Below are 22,651 nucleotides of genomic sequence, written 5' to 3'. Positions count from 1 at the left end.
TCGGGGCACTGGATATCTTTGTTATCGACCTGAACAAGGGGACAGAAGCTAAGAACGTAGGCCTGCCTGTAAACTCAGGACAGGATGACTTTGCTTTCAGTTTCAATGACAGTAAACAGATCGGATTCTTCTCCAGTAACAGAACAGGAGTTGACCAGTTGTACAGCGCTACCCCAATTTGTGGGGTTGAGGCTATTGTAATGGTAAGAGATGCCAATACAGGCAAACCACTTGCCAGTGCTAAGGTAGCCATCCTTGATGAGCGTAACAATGTAATCGAGACCAGAACGGCCGATGCTAACGGTAAGGTAACCTACAGTGTTGACTGTGACAGGGCTTATACCATACAGGCAAGCATGCCTAAATACGAACAAAACACTTTCCCTATTGCTAAAACCCATGGCGGAGAGGTTAACGTTATGGCTGACCTGAGACCGATAGAGGAGATTGTAACAACAGTTATTACCCTTAACGACATCTTCTTCGAGTTTGATAAGAGCAACATCACTAAAGAGGCTGCCTTTGAACTTGACAAGTTAGTTGAGGCTATGAACAACAACCCTGAAATGGTAATCATGGTTAAGGCCCACACGGATAACCGTGGTAGTGCACAATACAACATGAACCTATCCAACAAAAGGGCTAAGGCTACAGTTCAGTATGTTATTTCAAAAGGTATTGCTAAAGAGCGTATCTCAGGACAGGGATATGGTGAGAGCGAGCCACTTGTGGACTGCAAAGAAAACTGTACTGAAGAGCAACACGCTCAAAACAGACGATCGGAGTTTATTATCGTGAAGAAATAATCAATTATAAATCGCCTTAACAATTTAAACCAACCTAAAAAGTAAAAAGCAGCCCAATGGGCTGCTTTTTTATTATGAATGCTTCTTTTATTAGTTGTCGCTCTGATACCATTCGGCAAAGGAGGTTTCGGTCTCCTGAAGTCTTAATGAATGTAGCGCTATATTTTCCGGTAGTCTGCTTTTAATTTTTGCGGCAAAATCAATTACCATGTTTTCACTGGTAGGCTGGTAATCTACTAAAATTACATGATGTCCTCTTGTTTTTAATTCGTTAGCAAGCTCAATATGAGGCGTATTTTGATTAAAAACAGTAGCATGATCAAAAATATCTACAATTTCTTCCTTAACTATTTTTTTAAGATCGCCAAAATCAATTACCATTCCGTACTTAACATTGCTGGTATCTGTAATAGGGCTTCCTATAACAGTTACTGATAGTTTGTAACTGTGTCCGTGTACGTTTTTACATTTGCCGTCATATCCGTAAAGGGCATGTCCGGTTTCAAAATTAAACTGTTTTGTAATCCTGATTTTGCTCATTATAATAGTATTAAGTGTGCAAATTTACTAAATTAAATGCATCGCATTAATTTATTCTCAACGTATTGGTTTTCCAGCTATCTTTGCTCGCCTTTTTTAATTATGGCGCTATATGGATGAGTTGCAGTTGAATCCGTTGTATGAAAAGGTTATAACCGACCTTTTAGAGAAGCAATATAGTGTGGTAGAAAACTTTTTCCCCTTGGAGGAAGTACTTGAGCTTCGCCAAAGCCTCTTAGATAAATACGATGACGATCAGTTCAAAAAATCAGCAATTGGCAACTGGTCTAACGAACAGGTTATGAAAGCCGTTAGGGGTGATTTTATTTTTTGGCTGGATGAAAGTAAATGTAATCCTGCTGAAACTAAGTTTTTTGCACGGCTGAATCATTTTATTGATTACCTTAACAGAACCTGTTTTATGGGGATTACTGAACAGGAATTTCATTATGCATTATACCCTGAAGGTACATTTTATAAACGCCATTTGGATACGTTTCAAAATGACAGTAGAAGAAAACTGTCTGTAGTGTGTTATCTTAATGAAGAAGACTGGCTACCGGAATATGGAGGTGAACTGGCTGTTTATATTCCTGAAAACGGTACAGAACGTACAGAGAATATTTACCCGGTACAGGGACGTATGGTTATTTTTGAAAGCAGTGTTTTAGAACACGAAGTTAAGCCTGTAAAACAGGAACGCTTAAGTATTACAGGCTGGTTAAAAACAAGGGGAGAGGCTATTTTTTAAACCTCTCCAAAGCCTGTTTTGTAAAGTCGGATAGTACAAGTCTTCCTGATATTTTTGCGCGTTCTGCCAGTAGGGTATCCCAGTTTTCGGTGCCTTCCCACAGTACTTTTTTCATTTCGTTCAATGCTTCGGGGTTATAAGATGCAAGTTTGGAACTGAAAATTTCAAGTTCGTTGTCAAGCTCTTTTATATTTTCAAATACCTTGGCATACAAACCTTTTTCCTGTGCCCAGTAGGCATTTTTCCATTCGTGTGCGGCAAGTGTCATCTCTGCAAGTGCGGCTTTGCCCATTTTTCTTTCTACGGCCGGGGCGATTACAAACGGACCAATACCTATAGTAAATTCAGATAGTTTTATAGCACTTACTTCTGTAGCCAAGGCATAATCACATGCAGAAGCCAGGCCTACCCCACCGCCTACAGCTTTTCCGTGTATACGGCCTATAATCAGCTTTGAACAGTTGCGCATTGCATTGATTACATTGGCAAAGCCTGCGAAGAAAACAGCACCTTCTTCTAAATTAGATACGGCTAATAGCTCATCAAATGATGCTCCTGCACAAAAAGCACCTTCGCCTTCACTTTTAAGTATAATAATACTTACTTCAGGGTTATTACTAAGTTTATTAAACTCGTCTGTAAGTCGCTGTAAAAGCTCTCCAGGGAATGAATTACTGGCCGGATGACCAAACTCTACAGTAGCGATTTTGTTTTCAATTTTGGTATATAAAGACCCGTTAGGTCTGGTTGTAGTACTCATGTTTGCTTTGTTTTTTGTAAAATTAAAGCAAAATGAAAAAGAGAAAAACAAAAACTTTAAAAGTTTGTATTTTTGGTAGTGAATTATATTATATTTGCTTCACAGTTTTGGGGATGTAGCTCAGCTGGCTAGAGCGCTTGCATGGCATGCAAGAGGTCGTGGGTTCGACTCCCATCTTCTCCACTTTTAGTGAATTTTTAGCTTTTTTAAAACAAAGCTAAATTTTCAAAAAGTATCGTAAAACCTGCAAAATCAATGTTTTGCAGGTTTTTTTGTTTCTTATACTACCTGCAAAATTTTCAAAAGTGATAAAAAAATTTGTGGCAAATCTGTGGCAATTTCTAGTGCCGGATAAAATTGCCACAAAATAGGGGTTAAGCTTTTGATAATCAACCTATAAACAGGTTTTACATCTTGACTTAAAGACGGTATAATTCGAACTTTATTAATTTAAAAATGTTGAATTATGTTAGAACAAAGTTTCGGGCTTACCTTCTTTTTGAAGAGCTCATCTAAGCAAAGCAATGAACGATTTATCTATTTGAGGGTAACGGTAGACGGAATCCCTAAAGAAACTTCCACAAAGCGAAAGTGGAATGTGCAGCGATGGAATCAGAAATTAGAAAGAGCAACTGGTACTAGGGAAGATGCTAAAGCCGTAAATCTGTTTCTGGATTCGTTAGCTGCCAGGATAAATCACTACCGAACGAGCCTTATGTTGGAAGGACATACCATTACCGCTCAAAGACTGATTGATTTTGTTTTGGGGAAGACTATTTCTAAAGCAAAAGTTATGGAAGAGTTTAGTCTACATAATGATGAGATTAAAGCCTTAGTTCCCAGGGAGTACTCAAAAGTCACTCATATCAGGTACGAGACTGCTAAGTCGCATGTAAAGGATTTTTTAAAATTTAAGTACGGAGTTGATGACCTGGAGTTCAGGGAACTTAATTACGAGTTTGTCAAGGACTTTGAATTTTATTTGAAATCGGTAAAGGGGATAAGCAATAATACTGCGCTTAAATACATTTCCAATTTTAAGAAAATTGTTCTTAGAGCTATTGACAAAGAGATTATAACCGTCGATCCTTTTAAAAGGTTTAAAAGTAAAAAGGAGAAAATTATTAAAAGGCCATTGTCAAAGCATGAATTATATCAGTTGGAGAACCACCCTATTACTATTGAAAGACTTGCTACAGTGCGGGATGTCTTTGTATTTCAATGTTATACCGGACTGGCATATATCGATGTATATAATTTAAAAGTATCTGATATAAGAAAAGGTGATGATGGTGAATTATGGATACTTAAAGAGCGGCAAAAGACAGGCAGCAGTTTTAAGGTCCCGTTACTTCCCCAAGCGTTAAGAATAATTGAAAGGTATAAAGCACACCCTACGTGTGTGGAACGTGGTACTGTTCTGCCTGTAATTTCTAATCAACGTATGAATGGCTATTTAAAGGAAATAGCTGACCTGTGCGGCATTCAAAGTACGCTCAACACTCATAAGGCCAGGCGTACTTTTGGAAGTACTGTAACACTCAATAATGACGTTCCTATTCATGTGGTTAAAGAGATGCTTGGCCATCAATCAGTAAAGCAAACCGAAGAATATGCTATTACGGAGCACAAATCAATTGGAAAGGAAATGAGGCAATTGCAGGAAAGACTGAGTAGTAATAAGCCAGAAGAAAATAACGAGTCGGTTATGGCTAAAATGCAACAAGAGATAAACGAACTGAAGGCACTACTGACAATTAATCAAAGGGCATCATTAAACTAAACTAAAGGAAGTCATGGAAAATAATTTTATAGAAATCGTTCAAATCATAAAGCAATCACGCGCAAATGCGATTAAAGCTGTAAATGCTGAATTGATAAACCTATATTGGAATGTAGGTGCCTACATTGGTTATAAACTCAAACAGGCTGAATGGGGTGAAAATACCATTGGTGAACTAGCTCATTTTATTCAAAAAAATCATCCTGAACTTAAAGGGTTTAGCAGGGCAGGGCTGTATAGAATGATACAGTTTTTTGAATCTTATTCCCATAGCACATTTGTCGCATCAGTGATGCGACAAATTCAAAATGATTACTATACTAAGGAAAAATTAAAGCCTGTCTCATATAATCAAGTCATTATAAATATAAAAGAAACTTTGTTAGCTAGAATAAGCTGGACGCATCATATTGCTATATTTTCAAGATGCAAAATCGATGAAGAAAAAGAGTTTTATATACGACAAAGTATTAAGGAAAACTATAGTGTTAGAGAACTGAACAGGCAAATTTCCTCAAGTCTCTTTGAAAGGGCAATGACGAGTGAAAATCCTAAATCTGTAATTCACTCAAAATCTAAATCGCATATAGAGCAAGTTTTTAAGGATAGTTACGTGTTTGATTTTCTTAACCTGCCTGAGAAGCACAGTGAAGGGGAATTGCAAAAGGGACTCTTATTGAAGATGAAGGACTTTATTTTGGAACTTGGCAGGGACTTTATATTTATTGGTGAAGAGTATAAACTGATGGTAGGAAGTAGTGATTTTTACATTGATCTATTGTTTTATCATCGGGGTTTACAATGCTTGGTTGCCTTTGAGTTAAAAGCAGGAAAATTCAAACCCGAACATATAGGGCAGCTTAATTTTTACCTTGAAGCACTGGATAGGGATGTAAAGAAAGAACATGAGAATCCAAGCATTGGGATATTATTGTGTAGAGACAAGGATAATCAGGTCGTTGAATATTCATTGAGCCGAAGCCTCTCTCCAACTATGGTGGCAAAATATCGGACACAGTTACCGGAAAAGGAATTGTTGCAGCAAAAGTTGCATGATATTTTGGAAGAGGATGACAATTCCGATAATGCTTAAAACTAAAGATGCTGTTTCACTTTTTGAGACAGCATCTTTGCTTTTACAATTGTGTCATCACTGATGGAACAATTAATTTAACCTAACAACTCCACCTCACTCTTATATCCCGGATGATAAGACGGAGTATACTTAATTATCCCTAATTCCTGAAGTTCCTTTAGATACTTATGGTAAGAAGGTAGTGTTTTGATATGCGACAGTGCCATTAATTTTCTCCTACTCACATTAATAGTCTTGGATTGTTTTTGTCTTGTGGCTAAAGTCAGTATAGCCGTTAGGAGCGCAAAATGCCAGACATTGAGCCTGGCATCATTTTCCAGTTTGGAAAGATGGTTGTGAATGTCCTTTGCTGTCATAGCCCATCAGTTTCCGGTGAATAATTTCAGTAGGTCAGTCCTGTTGTAGTAGTAGGAACCCAAAACTTTTTTAAAGCGTACCTGCCCGGTTACCCTAAGGTTTTGTAAAGAACCTGCCGACATGGTAAGCATTTTTCTGGCTGCACGGCTTTTCAGCCATTCCACTTCGTCATCTTTTTTAATCTCGGGTTTTAGTTTACGGATCTCGTCAATAATCATAAGGCTGTACTGCCTTAAATCCTCTTTAGTTACATACTCGCTCATAATTCCTCTACATTTGTAATTCGACTTTCTATCTCCATTTTGCTTTAAGCAAAAAGTATGTAATAAAATTACAATACTGAGCCTGATTTATCGTAGTCAAAATTTACTCATGATTTTCAGCCTCAAGATCTTTCAACTTCACATGTAGTTTGTAACACTTCACATTCGAGTGATTTCTTTGTCTTTACCCCTGCATGCTATTCGAAGTTAGATGATCAGAATTTTCACTTCATTAAAGCCAGTAATAATTTCTGGCTTTATCTGTTATCTATTGCTTACTTTTATAATCATGAAAGAAATAATAGATAAATATGGTACGTTTAGTGATGCTCTGATTTCAAAAGTTTGTTATGAAAGGGGAGTAGAAGATCATGGTAAAATTGAATTAGTCTTAAACGCGATGAATATGAATAGGGACGGGCGTTTTGATAAAATCAAATTAACATTTTCAAATATTTTAAATTTTAGATTTATAGAGCCATTTCCTTTTTCCAGTTTAATAATTTATGAAGCATTAATATTTGAAAAAGAGGAAACCATAGTGTTTAATTTTTTTCCACAAATCAATATGGAAGAAAATACAGATAATGAGGAGTCTAATTTTAGGATAGTTTGCAAGTCAGTTGAATGTGAGTTGTTAGAAACTTTCGAGTAAATATTTTTAATAAGCTTTTAAAAGCCAGACATTACGTCTGGCTTTTAATTTAAGTTCTTAATGCGATATTATTTACTCCTGATTTTCATTTTCAAGATCTTTCAACTTCAAATGCAGTTGATGGCAACTATCCAATATCTGAAATTCCTCCATTGGCATGAGGTCAAGTGCTATTTGAAGTACATCGGCAATGGTAAGTGCTGATGCCAACTTCCTGTCATTACCGCTTTCTTCCATAGAATACAAGGCGGTCATACATACCTGAATGATATCCATTACAGCTAGATTAAGATCGTTGTAACCGCTAAAGAACAGTTTAGCTGTATACATATCCTCACGGTTATGATACGGGTCGAGCATATTAAACTCTGTCGCTTTGGTTAGGAGGGAAGCAAAAGCTTCCAGCTCCTGTGCTGTTTTTGTTTCCATAATTGTACTATTTAATTGGGGTAGAATTAATTTCTTTACGTAACTCTTCTTTCTTGGCTTTCAGGTAATCATTGAGTTCCTTTAGCGTTTGTCCCGTATCACCGGGGAGTAATTGTTTAATTAACTCAAGTACACTCACAAGGTGTCGGGTAGGATGACTGACAAAGCCGCTGTTTTCGGATTCTGAATTATACAGCGTATGCAGCGAGATTTCAATAAGATCTTCTATGACGATAAATACATCAAAGTAGTTACTGTAACGGAGCTTACATTCGTAACCTTCCGTATCAGTCATCATGTAAATGGGAAGCCCTATTTTCTCTAATCGTTTGGTTAGCGATATATCGCTTTCGGGATTTTTACTCTCATTCGTTTCCATCACTTTCATCTTTAGGTTGTTGTTTATTCTCTTTAGCAAGCTTTTCAAGCCTTTCGATTTCCGACTCGATCAAAACGGTAGCTTTTTCATGGAAAAGTCTGCACCTGCGCTGCAATAGTTCCGTGTTGAGGAAATCCATAGGCCCGAGATGGGCACTCCTGAGTTTACTAATGTGCTTGGAAAGCAACTCAAACATTTTGATCTCCTCTGCCGAATTCCTTGGAAAAAACTCTCTTACCAGCGTGCAGAACAGCGAACAGATGTCAAACAGGTAACCGAGGTTAAAATGAATGGGACGGTAACCCAGAAAAGTATTGATAAGAGCCAGTGCCGTGTTTTCCATAGCAACCTGCATCATGGCTTCCTGTATCGGTTCGGTGTCAATACCGTCTACCATGCCTTGGGATTGCAGGAACACTTCCGAAACACGGTTGCGATTGTGCCAATACGCTTTTATATGCTTTACATTACGCTGAGGTTCCTGCTCAAAGGCGATGCGAGGAGGTACAACGTCATGTTCATACAGGTTTATGCCCTTGTGCATGGCATGATAATAGAAATACTTGCTTTCGGCGGTAAGTTGCCTCACGGTAGTCGCTTTGTGTATAAACAGCGTAACGGTGTACTGCCCTTTGCTTTTCTTTTTTATGATGTCGCTAAGGTCGGCCACTGCATTTTCCCTGCTGTGTATGGTGTACACCAGTAAATAGTAATGTGTGTGCTGCCTTGTTTTTACCTCTCCGCTAATGGCATTGCTGTACATTTTGTTTTTGTGGTGGATACCGAAACAGTACAAACCGGAGAGTTGTAAATTGTCCATAAGGAACGATTTAACGAACTGAAGCCCTTTGTCTTCAGTAAAATCATTTTCATTTTTTATAACCTGCTCTTGCATAACTGAAACTTTTTTAATTGAACATTAAGTGAAAAAGCTTATTTTTGTTTTATACACAGCAAGTAAAGAAGTTATGGTAAGGTACCGAACCACAGCGTGTTGTACTTTACCACTTTCGGCTTGTATTTTACCAACTAATAAATAGCTTACAGAATTTTCAATACTTTTGAATTATGGACACACCTACAAAAAACCACATAGGAAGAAAAATTAGCCGTATTCGTGAACTTCGTGATATGAAGCAGGAGGCGCTAGCTGCTGCATTAGGCATTAGCCAACAGGCGGTTTCTAATATTGAAAATAGTGCAACTGTTGAAGATTCAAAACTAGAAGAAATTGCAAAAGCTTTAGGTGTTACTGCTGAAGGTATAAAACAATTTTCAGAAGAGGCTGTTTTAAATATAATTGGTAATACGTACCATGTAGACAATTCTTCAGCTGTAAATTATGGATGTACATTTAATCCAATGGATAAATTGATTGAAGCTTACGAAGAAAATAAGAAGCTTTATGAAAGGCTTTTGCAAGCGGAGAAAGATAAAGTAACTTACTTGGAAAAGTTAGTTAATAAGTAAATTTGAATTAATTCATAATTATCGAAGGCCCTACAGTTGTTGGGCTTTTTTTGAAGCTAATCACCTCAATAATAAATTGTATGAATTTTTTTGAATCTTTTTCAACCTTTGAGCTAACATCTGGTCAAAGAGCACTCACCTGTGAGTTAGAAGCTTTCCTGTCGAATGAGATAAAGTGCTTTATAATTAAGGGATATGCAGGGACAGGTAAAACTTTCATGATGAAGGGACTTACCGATTTTTTAACAACAACCAAAAGAAGTTTCAAAATCGCTGCACCGACAGGGCGAGCGGCAAAAGTGATTTCGCAAAAAACAAAATACAAGGCATACACAATTCACAAAACAATTTATTCAAGCAAAGACATACAAGAATTTAAGACAAAAGGCGATGATGGAACAGAAACTTTTAAATTCTACTACGAACTGAAAAATAATAATGATCCATGCAATACAATTTACATTATTGACGAAGCATCAATGATTTCAAATGTCTATTCAGAGGGAGAGTTTTTTAGATTTGGTTCAGGCTATTTGCTTAAAGACCTAATAAATCACATAAATCTTGACAGCAACGACCATAGTAAAAAAATAATTTTCATTGGTGACAACGCACAGTTGCCACCCGTTAATATGAATTTTTCGCCAGCACTTGACGAAAATTATTTAAAAGAAAATTATGGACTTATTTCAAAAGAATTTGAACTTACCGAAGTCGTAAGACAAGAGGCAGAAAGCGGAATACTATACAACGCCACAAAAATTCGAAAATCTTTAAAAGAAAATGTTTTTAACCAACTTGATATTGAAACCAATTTTAAAGACATCAACACGACAAAATATGAAGAGTTGTTGCCAAAGTATCTGCAAGCCTGTAACAACAGCATTGACGAAGAAACAATAATTGTTGCTTATTCAAATTCATCAGTAAAAGAATACAACGACTTAGTTAGAAATCACTTTTTTCCAAATCAAAACTTAATAACGGTCAGCGACAAAGTAATTTCGGTCGGTAACAATTACAACTATCCACAAATGGAATTGCTAAATGGCGATTTTGGAATTGTAAAAGAAGTTACACCAACGAATGAAATCAGAACAATTGCGCTAAAACGAAAAAACAAAAAAGACGAAACGACTGAAGTTAGCGTTCCACTGACTTTTCGTGACGTTACAATTACGTTTACAGACGAAGATTTTAAGAAACACGACATTGAATGTAAAATTATAGAAAACTTGCTTTACTCACATCATAGAGATTTGAGTTCAGATGAATTAAAAGCCCTTTACATTGATTTTAAAATCCGAAATCCGAAGCTAAAACCAGGGACAAAAGAATTTAAAGACGCTTTGCGAAGCGATAAGTACTTTAACGCTCTACGAATAAAATTTGGCTATGCTGTTACTTGCCACAAAGCTCAAGGCGGAGAATGGACTAATACTTTTTTAGATTGCAAAACGTCAATGGGTTATTTCAATTCAAGTTATTTCCGTTGGCTTTACACAGGAATTACAAGGGCAAAACAAAATCTGTTTACGATTGGCGAGCCACATTTTGGTATTGCAAGCAATGTTCAACCACCTAAAATTGAGAATATTCAACCAAGAGAAGATATTATTGAATTAAATACAGAAATTTCAGAAACAGAATTGCCGTTTGATTTTTCAAATCAGACGGCTTTTGTGAAGCGCGTTTATCTTGTAATTAGTGAATGTTTAAAAGATGAAAATGTAAACATCAGTGACATTCGCCACACAAGTTATTTGGAACATTATACTTTTTCGCAAGGAAATGATGTTGCAATTTTTAAAATCAACTTCAACAGCCATGATAAAATTACAACCATACAAAAGCCCATAAAATCAACTGAATTTACTGAAAGTATATATACGAAACTTGCCAAACTTCAAAATAAAACAATCATAATTGCAGAACCCAAAACAGACAAAAAGGAATTTGAGTTTGAGCAATCATTTCAAAAAGAGTTTTACGAGAACTTAAAGGAAAAACTACAGCCTTTCCATTTTCAAATTGCCAAAATTGAACACAAGCAATATCACGAGATTTATGAAATAAAGAAGAATGGTTTTACAGCGACATACAAATTTTGGTATGACGGAAAATTTAAATTCAAGAAAACGGAAATTATTCTGTCGAGAACGACAGGTTTAGTTGAGGAAATAAACGAACTCTTATTAGAAAAATCATCTTGATATGGATTCTAAAACCGTTTTTTTATTAAGAAATGAAGCAAAGGATTTATCAGGAGTTGAAAAACTGAATAAACTAAACAATGCTTTAAGCATCTCAAGACAATTATACTTAGAAGATAGTTCAGATGAATGGTTGCTAAAGGCATTTGCTTGGGTGCTTTTAGATTTGTGTAAATACTATATAGCCGGTAATAACTTGAATCAAGCAGAAGTTTGTTTTAAAGAACTAAATACAATAGATTTTCAAGGTTACAAAGATGAAATAATTGAAAATCAAAAAAAATTTCTTCGTCCAAAAATTGACCCTATTTATTCGGAAGTTCAACAAGCAGATGGATTAAGTAAAAATGGGAAACATAAAGAAGCATTAGCAATTTTCAAAACCCTAATTTCTCAAAACAGGCTTACAGAATTGCATCACGAGCCATACTGTTGGGTTATTTACCGATACATAAAGGCAGAAGAAAGTAATCTTTCATCTGTTGAAGTACGAACATTTTTGAGAGATTATATGAATTTAAAGAATGAAAGACCGTCAATGCTTCATTCTATGATTCTAAATTTTGCTTTAAACTATTCTAAAACACACGGCGATTTTAAATTTTACAACTTTTTTCTTTTATGGAATCCCGACAATCTTCGCTATGAAGATTTACACGATGGACATAAAGAAGGAAAAAGCATTCCTTCTTTAATTTCACGTATTTGTAGAGAGTTTGTAAACACAAATACTGAATTTGAGATTGAAGACTTTCTAAACAAAATAGATCTTGATAAAGAAACAATTGTAGACTTTTTCAGAGAGACATATTTTTGGAACATTTTCAATACTCACAAGGAAAATAGATTTGCTAATTTGTGGAATTTATTTGTGGAATATAACACCAATTATTCAAAACACGGACAATCAAAATGGCATTCCGAAATTTTAAATCTTGCTGAAAGGTTTATGAAAGAAAGTGATGAAGAGCGTTTTCTCAACTTTTTCAAAAATTGGAATCCGGAGAATTTAAGGAGTGACGATTGGAAAGAAACAAAGAAGCATGAAAATACATACAAGCCATTAGCTACAAAAGCAATTAAGAAAGCTTTTGAAATTCTGAAAACTCAAACATCTGAACAAGATCTTTTTTGGCTCATTCAACCCTACGATACAGCAATCAAATTATTTCCTGATGATGAATGGTTGTTGAGAGAAAAAGCATTACTGCATTTCAAAAACAATGAACTAGAATTAGCAATTAAAATATACAAACAGCTCGTTTTGGAACTTGCGAATAAGCACTACATATGGCAAGAGTTTTCAGCCTGTATTACTTTAGACAATTCCTTAAAAATCGGAATGTTATCAAAGGCTTTGAGTTTAGAAAAAAACGAAGATTTTTTAGGCGATATTCATTTAGATTTGGCAAATGTTCTAATTGATGAGAACCTATTAAAAAATGCACAGGTAGAACTTGAAGCGTATAAAAAACATAGAGAAATAAAATGTTGGAAACTATCTTCAAATTTTGAAGAATTATATCAAAAAGCGAATGTGGTTAAACAGGATTTAAGGGACAATCGGGAATTGTACAAAAAATATATTCCTTTGGCAGAAAACTTTGCTTACGCCGATTTTGATTGGACAGAAGTAGTATTATTTGATAAATGGAAAGACGAAAAGGGAAAAGAACGCCTAATGTTTACTGATGGAAAAACAATAGATTTCTCAATTAGTGTAAATCGTTTTAAAATTCTAAAGCAATATGAAATAGGTCAGGTTTTTAGATTCAAATTATATAAGCAGGAAATAAAAAAAGAAATTCCATCTCAATATTCTTGGATGGGAAGTGTTATCACTACTGAATATAAATATTTTCCGCTATTAGCTGAAAAATCTGAGAAAGCTACATGGTCTATATTAGATGATACCTATGCTGTTGTTGATTATTACAATAAAGAAAATAATCTGATACACGCTATTACATTTGACAATAAAAAAATATTTTTCCAGCAACTAGAAAACCAACTACAAATAGGTGACTTTGTAACTTCAAAATTCTTCCTTAGAAATAAGAAAGGAGAAATCAAAACTGAAATAAAACAAGTTCAGAAAGTTCAAAAGGATGAAGTCATTTCAAAATTTAAGAGCCAAATTGCAATTGTTGATGGTGTAAATCAAGAAAAACAACTTTTTCATTTTGTTATCAATTCGAAACTTCAAGGAATCGTTAAGTATTCAGAAACTACCTATAGGCCGCATGAAGGAGATTTCGTTAGATTGAATTTTGTAACCAAATTAGTTAAGAATAATAATATAAAAATTACCGTTTTAAAGTTGGAACTTACAGATGAAGTTAATCTTAATTTACGAAAAGAAGTTAGTGGACTTTTATACGTTAAGTTTAAAAATAATAATTCTATGTTTGATGATTTCGATGAAGAAAGAAAGCTGAATGAAAATGACTTTGATCAGAATGGAAAATTAATTGTTAAAAAAGTTATACCTGATTTCGGATTTATAGGAGACAATTATGTACCGAAATATCTCTTGGAAAAAAATAAAATTGTCCATGACTGTAATGTAAAAGCAATAGCTATTTTTACAGGAGATAAATGGAAAATTATTGATGTTTTTAAAATGGACTAATTTCATGTAGTAAAACAAAACCTTCCGGCAAACCGCCAGGATTTGTTTTTGCATTGTGCTAAGAGCATGCTCTTTCAGGCATGCACTTTTAGCTATTTGTGCAAACCAAAGATCTTTCATTTTCTTCTGAATATTTTCCATTACGAAACGGCAAAAAAGGCAGCTAAGTTATTGCGGTGCACCTCATGGTTAAAACAAAAGACTACGGCATAATGGCTCGCAGGCTCACCACCCTTCGGGACTTATTCCGTTTCCTTTTGTTTTTCCGCTGCACCGTACTTTTCGGCTGCTTTCTTTTTTACCGTTTTCTTTTGGAAAACAAATGTGTTTTTTAAGGAGGCTGACGGCTAAAAAAGAAAAGAGATGAATTCATCATAATTAATTTTTTTGTCGAACCCTTAAATCTTAGAAATCATGGGACACAATCTTAATTACAACGAAAAGACAGGGCGTTATTCTTTTTTCAGTGTAAAGGAAAAAGCATGGCACAATTTAGGTCAGGTAGTAACCGACTACCCAACAAGTCAGGAAGCAATTAAACATGCGGGACTGGATTATGAAGTGGTAAAATCGCCACTGTTTACAAACAGTATCGAAACGCTACAGGCTACCACAGATTTAACTGCTGGTGAGCCTGTCACAGTACCGAATTATTTTGCCAATGTGCGCAGCGATAACAACACCGTTTTAGGAGTGGTGGGTAAAGATTACCACATCGTACAGAATCGTGATGCATTTGCTTTTTTTGATGCAATTGTAGGCGGTGAGGATGGAATTTTATACGAGACAGCAGGAGCTTTAGGAAATGGCGAACGCATTTTTATTACTGCCAAACTACCTGATTATATCCGTGTGGGCAATGGCGATGATGTAACCGAAAAATACATCTTCCTGACCACCTCCCACGATGGCAGCGGAAGTATTACAGCAGCCTTTACACCCGTGCGCATTGTCTGCAGAAATACTTTAAATGCAGCACTGAAAAACATGACCAATGTGGTGCGTATTAAACACACCTCAGGGGCAAAACAACGTTTGGAAAATGCGCACAAAGTCATGGGTATGGCAAACACCCTGAGCAGCCAGTTAGAAAACATCTTTAATGAGTGGGCAACGGTGAGGGTCAAAGATGAAGAAGTAAAGAAATTGATACAGTTGGCGCTATGCCCAAACAAAGAAACCTACGACCTTTTAAAGAAGGGAGCAGAGGATGAATTATCAACTGCATTTAAAAATATGGTGGAAGATGCTTTTGCCTATGCAATGGTAAATGATACCCAACAAATGGACACCACTAAAGGTACTTTGTTTGGCGCTTATAATGCTGTGACGGGCTACTATCAAAATGTAAGAAAATATAAAGATGAAGAAGCCAAATTGCAATCCATTGTAATGGGAGGAACCGCACAAACAAGAGCGCAAAAAGCCTTTGAATTGTGCAGCGGTTTTGCCAAAAACGATAGTGGAGTTTTTACACTGAATTAACCTGGCATTACAGAAAATCAAAACGGGGCAGGGAGCCAAACCTGCCCCAACTTTTTACGATCATGGTCAAAATTTGGCTATGATTGCTTTTATCCTCTGAGCCGAATTACATTAGCGGAAAGCATTGAAAAGGCTGCGGTCGATTGCCTTGTCTGCGGCAATGGCAAGATGTCCCGTTGTCGGACAACGGCATCTTGCCGCCCTTTCCTCGGAACTCGGGGGCGGGGGACACTGCTATGCTTTATAGCTGTTGAACCAATGAAGAGGATATTATGGAGACCGAGAATAACAACCGCAAAAGGCGTATCTATGTGCGCCTTACGGACAAGGAATTTTCTACGCTTGAAACCCGCTGCAAAAACAGCACCTGCCGCAGTGTAAGCGAATATGTGAGGCACTGCCTTTTCACCAAGCCGATCACCACCCTCACAAGGGATGCTTCAGCCGATGAAGCCATCATGCAAATGAGCCACCTTAACCGCGAGCTGAATGCCATCGGCAATAACTTTAACCAACTGGTCAGGAGGGTAAATACGACTTCACAAGCTTCTGAAATTAAGGGACTGCTTTTACTTTTTGAAAGCCAAAAGAAAACTATGTTTTCCAAGATTGATGAGGTTAAAGAACAACTTCAAAAGCTTGCCGAAAAATGGTTGTAATAATTAAGACGGGGCATTCCATCAGGGCGATGCTCAACTACAATGAGAACAAAATAAAGGAAGGAAAAGCGGAATGTATTGGTCAGGGAAATTATCCTGTGGATGCCGACAGGCTGACTTACGCCATGAAGCTAAGCCGCCTTGAAAAGCAGTGCAAGCTCAATGAGAATGTAAAGCGAAACACTGTCCACATTTCCTTAAACTTTGATCCCAGTGAGGCAAGCCTGCCAAAGGAAAAACTATTGGAGATTGCCGAAACATATATGAATAAAATTGGCTTCGGAAATCAGCCATACCTGATTTATCAACACCATGATGCAGGGCATCCTCATATCCATATAACTTCAATCAACGTTCAGGAAAATGGAAAGCGTTTTGCCATGCACAACATCGGCAAGGATAGGTCGGAACCGGCACGCAAGGAAATTGAGCAGGCTTTCAATCTTGTAAAAGCGGAAAATCAAAAGAAGAAGGAATACAAGCCGGAGCCTGTTTCGGCAAGAGTCCGGTATGGCAAATCAGAAACAAAAAAAGCGATTGAAAACGTCCTGAAGTTTGTCGTGAGCAATTACAAGTATACAAGCTTACCGGAACTGAATGCAGTGCTGAAGCTGTATAATATTGAAGCTGATAAAGGTGCAGAAAGTTCAAGGGTTGCAAAGCACAATGGATTGCTTTACCACGCATTGGATGAAAAAGGTAATCGTGTTGGTGTACCAATCAAGGCTAGCATGTTTTATGATAAGCCAACACTAAAGAATCTGGAAAAGAAATTCGCAGCAAATGAGATCAAAAGGCAGTCGGATAAGTACAGTGTCAAAAATGCGATTGACTCAGCTTTCCTAAAGAATAACGTTCTCATTTTGCCTCAACTGGCAAAGCAACTACAAAAGGAAGGAGTTGATACAGTCCTGCGTCAGAATACTGAAGGTTTAATATATGGGATAACATTTGTCGATCACAAGACAAAAAGTGTTCTTAATGGGAGTAGCATTGGGAAGGAGTATAGTGCTAAGGGATTACAGGATAGGTGTAATTCTAACCAAACGAAAATGACTCAACAAGGAGAAAAAGTTGCTTTTTCAAAACAGGAACTCATTGAAATTCTTGAAGAGAATAAAAATATGATTCATTTTAATGAATTACTTGAGCTTATTAATCTACTGATGAAAGTAGAAGATGATTATGAATATGTTGCTAAGGAATTTAAGAAGTTGAGAAAAAACAAAAAGTTGAGAAAGTAAACTATACATTCTGATTTCAGAACTGATTTTAAAAATTCGTTGTCTAGGTATTTTTTAGAAATGTAAATCAGGTATTTTTACTTAGGGGTTATCATTAAATATTTTGTTAAATTAGTATCGTTTATAATAACTTTACTATATATCGTCTTGAAAATACTCCATACGGCTGACTGGCACATTGGCCAGCTATTTCACGAATTTGATCGTACCACCGAACATAAGCAATTTTTAAATTGGTTATTGAAGACCTTAACGGAAGAAAATATCGACGTACTGCTAGTTAGTGGAGATATTTTCGATATTTCCAACCCATCAGCGGCATCAATAAAAATATTTTACACTTTTTTAAGTGAGGCAACAAAAGCCAATTCAGATTTACAGATAATAATCACAGCCGGAAATCACGATTCTGCCTCTCGCTTAGAAGCTCCCAAACCACTCTTGGAATCTTCTAATGTTCACATTATAGGAGTGGTTGAAAAAGACTTTGATGGCAAAATTGAATACGAAAAATTGCTTGTTCCTATACATGATAACTCTGGAAGTATAAAAATATGGTGCCTTGCGATACCATTTTTAAGGATGGGCGACTACCCAACGATAGCAGACTGCACAAATCCGTATACCGAAGGTGTTACTGAATTATATAAAGAAGCTTTTAAATATGCTGAGAACAGAAAGCAAGAAGGGCAAATCATTATTGCCATGGGACACCTGCACACTCATCATGCCGAAATAACAGAACTCGATAAAACCGAAAGACTTATAATGGGAGGCGTAGAATGCATTCCCGCCACAGCGTTTCATTCAGATATTAAATATGTTGCATTAGGACATATACACAAAGCGCAAAAGGTAGGTGGTCAAGAACATGTCCGATATTCGGGAAGCCCGCTACCAATGTCCTTTTCTGAACTCAAATACAAACATCAGGTAATTATTTTTGATCTCGATCAGGAAATTAGTAATCTTAAAGCTATAGAAATTCCGTTATTCGTACCCTTGAGAAGAATTCCGCTAAGCCATCAGCCACTGCATGAAGTCATAAACCTGTTAAAGCAACTACCCGACGAGGACTCTGCTCTTGAAGCAACTCCTTATCTCGAAGTACGGGTATTACTCGAAGGTCCCGAGCCAGCCTTGCGCCATAAAATAGAAACTGCACTGGCAGGCAAAAAAGTCAAATTAGCCAAAATCGATGTAAAGTATCCCGCCTCCACACAAGAAGCGCAGGAATTTGTCACACCCGAAAAGCTGAACGAACTAAAACCCATCGACGTATTCGGCAAAACATACCAATCCAGATACAATAGCGAAGTACCAACCGAAATCCTGCAACTTTTTCAACAAGTAGCACAGGAAATAAATCAAGCAGCCGAATAAAATGAAAATACTAGCCATACGAATCAAAAACCTCGCTTCGCTGGAAGGAACTACCGAAATCGACTTTACAGCAGAACCACTATGCTCCGCAGGAATATTTGCCATTACCGGAGCCACTGGCGCAGGAAAATCTACCATATTAGATGCTCTTTGCCTTGCCTTGTATGGCAAAACGCCCCGATACTTACAAGCAAAAGAAATAGGAATAGAAATCCGTGATATACAAGGCAGCACCTTAAATCAGGGAGACGTACGCAGCATCTTGCGTGACGGAACGGCTGACGGATTTGCCGAAGTCGATTTTGTAGGCACAGATACAGAACACTACCGTGCCACATGGAGTGTAAGACGTGCCCGCAATATGGCCGATGGCAACATGCAATCTGACAACGTCATCTTAAAAAACATCAACACCAACACCGATATACCAGGCAGAAAACTAGAAACCCTAAACGAAATAGCACGACTTGTTGGACTGAACTTCGAACAATTCACCAGATCCGTACTATTGGCGCAAGGCGATTTTACGGCCTTTATGAAAGCCAACAGAGACGAAAAATCTTCCTTACTTGAAAAGTTGACTGGAACGCACATCTATTCCGAAATCTCTAAAAAGATTTACGAAAAACACAAAGCAGAAGATCTCCTACTACATGAATACAATCTGCGTAAAGAAGGTATCATTATACTTACCGATGACGAACTAAAAAACCTGTCAGACGAACAAAAAATACTGGAAACCCAAATCAAAAGTCTGGAAAAAGACATTGAAAAACTGACCGCAGAAATTAACTGGCACGAACAGTTCTCCAAACTGCAAACCAGCCACGATGAAGCCCAAGCAGCTGTACAACAAGCCACTGAAGCTAAAACACTAGCCTCGTCACGCAAGCAAAAACTGCAAACCGTGGAGCAAGCACAGCAAACCAGAAGCTGGGCAGATGCCCTCAAACATGCACAACAGCAGCATGCCGACAGAACAGCAGTCTTTACAGAAATAAAAGCAACTATCGCCACCCAACAAGAGCAAAAAGAAAACCTCGAAGAGCAATTGGAACAGGCCGAAAACCGTCTTTCAGAAAAAAACAAAGCTCTTACCGATGCCCTGCCCCTATTGGAACAGGCAAGAAAACTCGACACCATCTTAGAAGAAAAAAAAGAACAAGTACAAAAACTCAAAGAAGAAGCTGAAAGTGTTACTGAAGCCAACCAAAAACATCAAGAAGCACTAACCGCTAAACAAGAAGAATTTACCCATCTTGTTACCCAAATACAAACCATTACCGACTGGAAAACAGAACACGCAGACCGTAACCCGATTGCCGAAAACAAAGACCTCATCCTGTCTAAACTACAGGATGCCCAAAAACTTTTGGAAACTTTACAAACCTCGGCTGCAAAATTGGCTCAATTACAGGATAAAATCCAGACTGACGAAGCTCAAAAAACAAGCCTCGAAAACCAGTGGAAACAACAACTGGAAAACCTCGAAAAAGTAAAGAAAAACTACGACATCCAGTCCAAAGAACTGCTATTAACCCCTATTGAAACCCTAAACCTAGAAAAAATAGAAACAGACCGTCAGGTAGAAAACACCTTACAGGCACAAGCCCATTGGCAACTGCTTTATAATGCCCTTACAGAATTAGAAACCCTAAATCAGAAACAACTAAAAGATCAATCAGATTATCAAACAAAACAGGAAACCCTACAAAAACTAACCCAACAGCTCCCATTAGAAAAAGCCGAAAAAGACACTGCCTACCAGCTCCTGCAGCAAGCACGTCTGACATTGGCCGAAAATGTAGAAAAACTTAGGGATGCTTTAGTTGATGACGAGCCATGCCCTGTATGTGGCAGCACTAGACACCCGTATGCCGTGCATAATCCGCAATTGGAAAACGTACTGGCACAAATCGAAAAATCCTATCAGGAAAAAGAACAAACCTATCTGACAAGCCATAGTCAGCACAATGCTTTGGAACAAGAAAGCAACACGCTACAGCAAGCCATCCAACGCCAAAGTGAAGAGATTAGAGTAAAACAATTGGCATTGGCAACCAAAAAGCAAGCTTGGGAACAATTTGATTGTGCTCAGGAAAGCAAGGCTATAGCCGATGCAAAAAAAGTAGACTGGATAGAAGATAAATTACAATCACTTAAATCCAAACAATTCGATTTGCTGCTACAAATACAGGCTTATACCGATAAAAAGCAACAACTGGAAAGGGCCAAAACCCACCTAGACCAACTTAAGGAAAACACAGATGGCCTAGCCAACCAATTAAAAGATGTCCAAAGCAGGCTATCTATTTATTACGAACAGCAAAACAGTAATACAAAAGAGCGAGATAAAGTAAGCATCGATCTTAACGATGTAGAGCAGCTTCTCTCACCCAACTTTACCGCTTCAGACTGGATGGCAAACTGGAAAGACAACCCGATCGACTTCGTAGAACGGATTGATAAATTTGTCCGCACCTGGAAAGAAAACAACGAAAAACTGGAACAACTTTCCCATCAAAAAGTAGCACTCGAAGCCACACTAAAAGAATTGGAGAACCAAACCAAAAGCTTTGCTACAGACGTCAGCAAAAAAGCGGAAGCCCACCTTGAGCAATACAACATCCATCAAAATCTGACCCAACAGCGCAATGCCCTGTTTGAAGGACAACATGCTGATGCAGCCGAAGCAACGCTAAAACAAGCGCAAATCCAGGCCCAGAAACAGCTCGAACAACTAAAAGAAAACCAGCAGCAACTTAAAATTGACAGCACCAAGGCCCATACCCAAAAAGAAGAATTAACAACCACATTAACAGCTTTAGAAACCGAGGCCAAAAAAGCATTGCAAAAAATGCAGGACTGGCTTGATGCCTTCAATCAAAAGAACAATCAATTGCTGAACATTGAAACATTGCACGAACTATTAGCCCTGAGCAACGATTGGATGACTACAGAACGAGCCACCTTACAAGCTATTGAAGAGGAAGTGACTAAAACCAACAGCATTCTTGCAGAACGAAAACAGACTTTCGACACCCATAAACAGAATTGTTTATCCGAACGGCCGTTTGAGGAACTGAATGGCCTTAACAACATGGCCAAATCAGAAGTAGAACAAAAGAAACATAAAAGAGGAGAAAACAGCTTCCGTCTGCAACAAAACGAAGCCAATAAAAACAAAATAGGCGACCTGCTAAAAACCATCGCAGCACAAGCTGCCATTACAGAAAACTGGAGCAAACTCAACGAGATTATAGGCTCGGCCGACGGTAAAAAATTCCGCCAGATTGCTCAGGAATACACGCTTGATGTTTTGCTGGGTTACGCCAATATTCATTTGCAGGCACTCACCAGCCGATACAAAATCGAGCGCATTCCGGCATCGCTTGGCCTGCAGGTGGTAGATCAGGACATGGGCGATGAAGTGCGCACGGTCTACTCTCTTTCGGGCGGAGAATCATTCTTGGTATCGCTTGCCCTTGCCTTGGGTCTCGCCTCCTTATCCTCCAGCCGTATGAAGGTTGAATCCCTGTTTATTGACGAAGGCTTTGGTTCGTTAGATCCTACTACGCTCAATATCGCAATGGATGCTCTGGAAAGGCTGCACAATCAGGGTCGCAAAGTAGGCGTGATCTCTCACGTGCAGGAAATGACCGAGAGAATTCCCATACAGATTAAGGTAAGTAAACAGCAGAGTGGGAAAAGTAAGGTGGAAGTGATTGGGTATTAATTATAAAAAG

20 protein-coding genes and 1 tRNA gene are annotated in these 22,651 nt (G+C 37.6%); 14 read left to right on the top strand and 7 right to left on the bottom strand.

From position 1 onward, the window contains the following. Positions 1-806, top strand: an 806-nt coding sequence (locus tag Q763_RS12075) for an OmpA family protein (RefSeq protein ID WP_035134610.1), incomplete at its 5' end; no start/stop codon positions are given. Between the two features lie 90 nt (positions 807-896). Here the strand turns inward: Q763_RS12075 and Q763_RS12070 are convergent. Then, positions 897-1,346: a 6-pyruvoyl trahydropterin synthase family protein gene (locus Q763_RS12070; RefSeq protein WP_035134609.1), complete on the bottom strand. Its 450-nt coding sequence runs from the start codon at positions 1,344-1,346 to the stop codon at positions 897-899. 112 nt (positions 1,347-1,458) lie between these two features. On the opposite strand from Q763_RS12070, the gene Q763_RS12065 reads away from it, so the two are divergent. After that, a complete protein-coding gene (locus Q763_RS12065) occupies positions 1,459-2,097 on the top strand; it encodes a 2OG-Fe(II) oxygenase (RefSeq protein ID WP_035134608.1) in 639 nt (212 codons plus the stop codon). Here the strand turns inward: Q763_RS12065 and Q763_RS12060 are convergent. Next, positions 2,087-2,857 (bottom strand): enoyl-CoA hydratase/isomerase family protein, encoded by a 771-nt coding sequence (locus Q763_RS12060; RefSeq protein ID WP_035134606.1) that lies wholly within the window; start codon positions 2,855-2,857, stop codon positions 2,087-2,089. The genes Q763_RS12065 and Q763_RS12060 overlap by 11 nt on opposite strands. 109 nt (positions 2,858-2,966) lie before the next feature. Here Q763_RS12060 and Q763_RS12055 point away from each other — a divergent pair. From Q763_RS12055 to Q763_RS12045, 3 genes are all read left to right on the top strand, one after another. After that, positions 2,967-3,040, top strand: a tRNA-Ala gene (locus tag Q763_RS12055). 283 nt (positions 3,041-3,323) lie between these two features. Beyond that, complete coding sequence (locus Q763_RS12050) at positions 3,324-4,640, top strand: site-specific integrase (protein ID WP_035134605.1); 1,317 nt, start codon at positions 3,324-3,326, stop codon at positions 4,638-4,640. A gap of 13 nt (positions 4,641-4,653) precedes the next feature. Further along, the gene (locus tag Q763_RS12045) at positions 4,654-5,733 is read left to right on the top strand and encodes a PDDEXK nuclease domain-containing protein (protein ID WP_035134603.1); all 1,080 of its coding nucleotides are present in this window, start codon (positions 4,654-4,656) and stop codon (positions 5,731-5,733) included. Positions 5,734-5,810: 77 nt separating this feature from the next. On the opposite strand, the gene Q763_RS12040 is transcribed toward Q763_RS12045, so the two are convergent. After that, positions 5,811-6,092: a hypothetical protein gene (locus Q763_RS12040; protein ID WP_035134601.1), complete on the bottom strand. Its 282-nt coding sequence runs from the start codon at positions 6,090-6,092 to the stop codon at positions 5,811-5,813. Between the two features lie 6 nt (positions 6,093-6,098). After that, on the bottom strand, positions 6,099-6,356 hold the full coding sequence (locus Q763_RS12035; protein WP_035134599.1) for a hypothetical protein: 258 nt from the start codon (positions 6,354-6,356) through the stop codon (positions 6,099-6,101). Between the two features lie 289 nt (positions 6,357-6,645). Here Q763_RS12035 and Q763_RS12030 point away from each other — a divergent pair, with 289 nt between their 5' ends. Then, entirely contained in the window at positions 6,646-7,011 is a 366-nt protein-coding gene (locus Q763_RS12030) for a hypothetical protein (protein WP_157499424.1), read from the top strand. 72 nt (positions 7,012-7,083) lie between these two features. Here Q763_RS12030 and Q763_RS12025 read toward each other — a convergent pair whose 3' ends face one another. Genes Q763_RS12025 through Q763_RS12015 form a run of 3 tightly spaced genes read right to left on the bottom strand, consistent with a single transcriptional unit; the run spans position 7,084 to position 8,714 of the window. After that, positions 7,084-7,440 (bottom strand): hypothetical protein, encoded by a 357-nt coding sequence (locus tag Q763_RS12025; RefSeq protein ID WP_035134595.1) that lies wholly within the window; start codon positions 7,438-7,440, stop codon positions 7,084-7,086. Positions 7,441-7,447: 7 nt separating this feature from the next. Then, positions 7,448-7,819, bottom strand: coding sequence for a hypothetical protein (locus Q763_RS12020; protein WP_157499423.1), 372 nt, complete (start codon positions 7,817-7,819; stop codon positions 7,448-7,450). Continuing rightward, on the bottom strand, positions 7,806-8,714 hold the full coding sequence (locus Q763_RS12015; protein WP_035134590.1) for a hypothetical protein: 909 nt from the start codon (positions 8,712-8,714) through the stop codon (positions 7,806-7,808). The genes Q763_RS12020 and Q763_RS12015 overlap by 14 nt, the downstream gene beginning before the upstream one ends. Before the next feature lie 173 nt (positions 8,715-8,887). Here Q763_RS12015 and Q763_RS12010 point away from each other — a divergent pair, with 173 nt between their 5' ends. From Q763_RS12010 to Q763_RS11975, 8 genes are all read left to right on the top strand, one after another. Then, on the top strand, positions 8,888-9,289 hold the full coding sequence (locus Q763_RS12010; RefSeq protein WP_035134588.1) for a helix-turn-helix domain-containing protein: 402 nt from the start codon (positions 8,888-8,890) through the stop codon (positions 9,287-9,289). A gap of 80 nt (positions 9,290-9,369) precedes the next feature. Next, positions 9,370-11,502 (top strand): ATP-dependent DNA helicase, encoded by a 2,133-nt coding sequence (locus Q763_RS12005; protein ID WP_052123428.1) that lies wholly within the window; start codon positions 9,370-9,372, stop codon positions 11,500-11,502. A gap of 1 nt (position 11,503) precedes the next feature. Then, complete coding sequence (locus Q763_RS12000; RefSeq protein ID WP_035134585.1) at positions 11,504-14,134, top strand: DUF7017 domain-containing protein; 2,631 nt, start codon at positions 11,504-11,506, stop codon at positions 14,132-14,134. A gap of 414 nt (positions 14,135-14,548) precedes the next feature. Beyond that, the gene (locus Q763_RS11995) at positions 14,549-15,619 is read left to right on the top strand and encodes a DUF932 domain-containing protein (protein WP_035134583.1); all 1,071 of its coding nucleotides are present in this window, start codon (positions 14,549-14,551) and stop codon (positions 15,617-15,619) included. A gap of 272 nt (positions 15,620-15,891) precedes the next feature. After that, the gene (locus Q763_RS11990) at positions 15,892-16,278 is read left to right on the top strand and encodes a plasmid mobilization protein (RefSeq protein WP_035134581.1); all 387 of its coding nucleotides are present in this window, start codon (positions 15,892-15,894) and stop codon (positions 16,276-16,278) included. Then, positions 16,269-17,522 carry a relaxase/mobilization nuclease domain-containing protein gene (locus Q763_RS11985; RefSeq protein WP_035134580.1) on the top strand — a complete coding sequence of 418 codons (1,254 nt, stop codon included), beginning with the start codon at positions 16,269-16,271 and terminating at the stop codon, positions 17,520-17,522. Before Q763_RS11990 ends, Q763_RS11985 begins: the two co-directional genes overlap by 10 nt. 147 nt (positions 17,523-17,669) lie before the next feature. Beyond that, on the top strand, positions 17,670-18,905 hold the full coding sequence (locus tag Q763_RS11980; protein WP_052123427.1) for an exonuclease SbcCD subunit D: 1,236 nt from the start codon (positions 17,670-17,672) through the stop codon (positions 18,903-18,905). Position 18,906: 1 nt separating this feature from the next. Beyond that, a complete protein-coding gene (locus Q763_RS11975; RefSeq protein WP_035134578.1) occupies positions 18,907-22,641 on the top strand; it encodes an AAA family ATPase in 3,735 nt (1,244 codons plus the stop codon). Positions 22,642-22,651: the final 10 nt, after the last annotated feature.

Origin of the sequence: Flavobacterium beibuense F44-8, from assembly GCF_000769915.1 — a bacterium.
In the GTDB taxonomy this organism is placed as follows: Bacteria; Bacteroidota; Bacteroidia; order Flavobacteriales; family Flavobacteriaceae; genus Flavobacterium; species Flavobacterium beibuense.
Note: the sequence above shows the minus strand (reverse complement) of the source record. Positions and strands in the feature narration are given on the sequence as shown.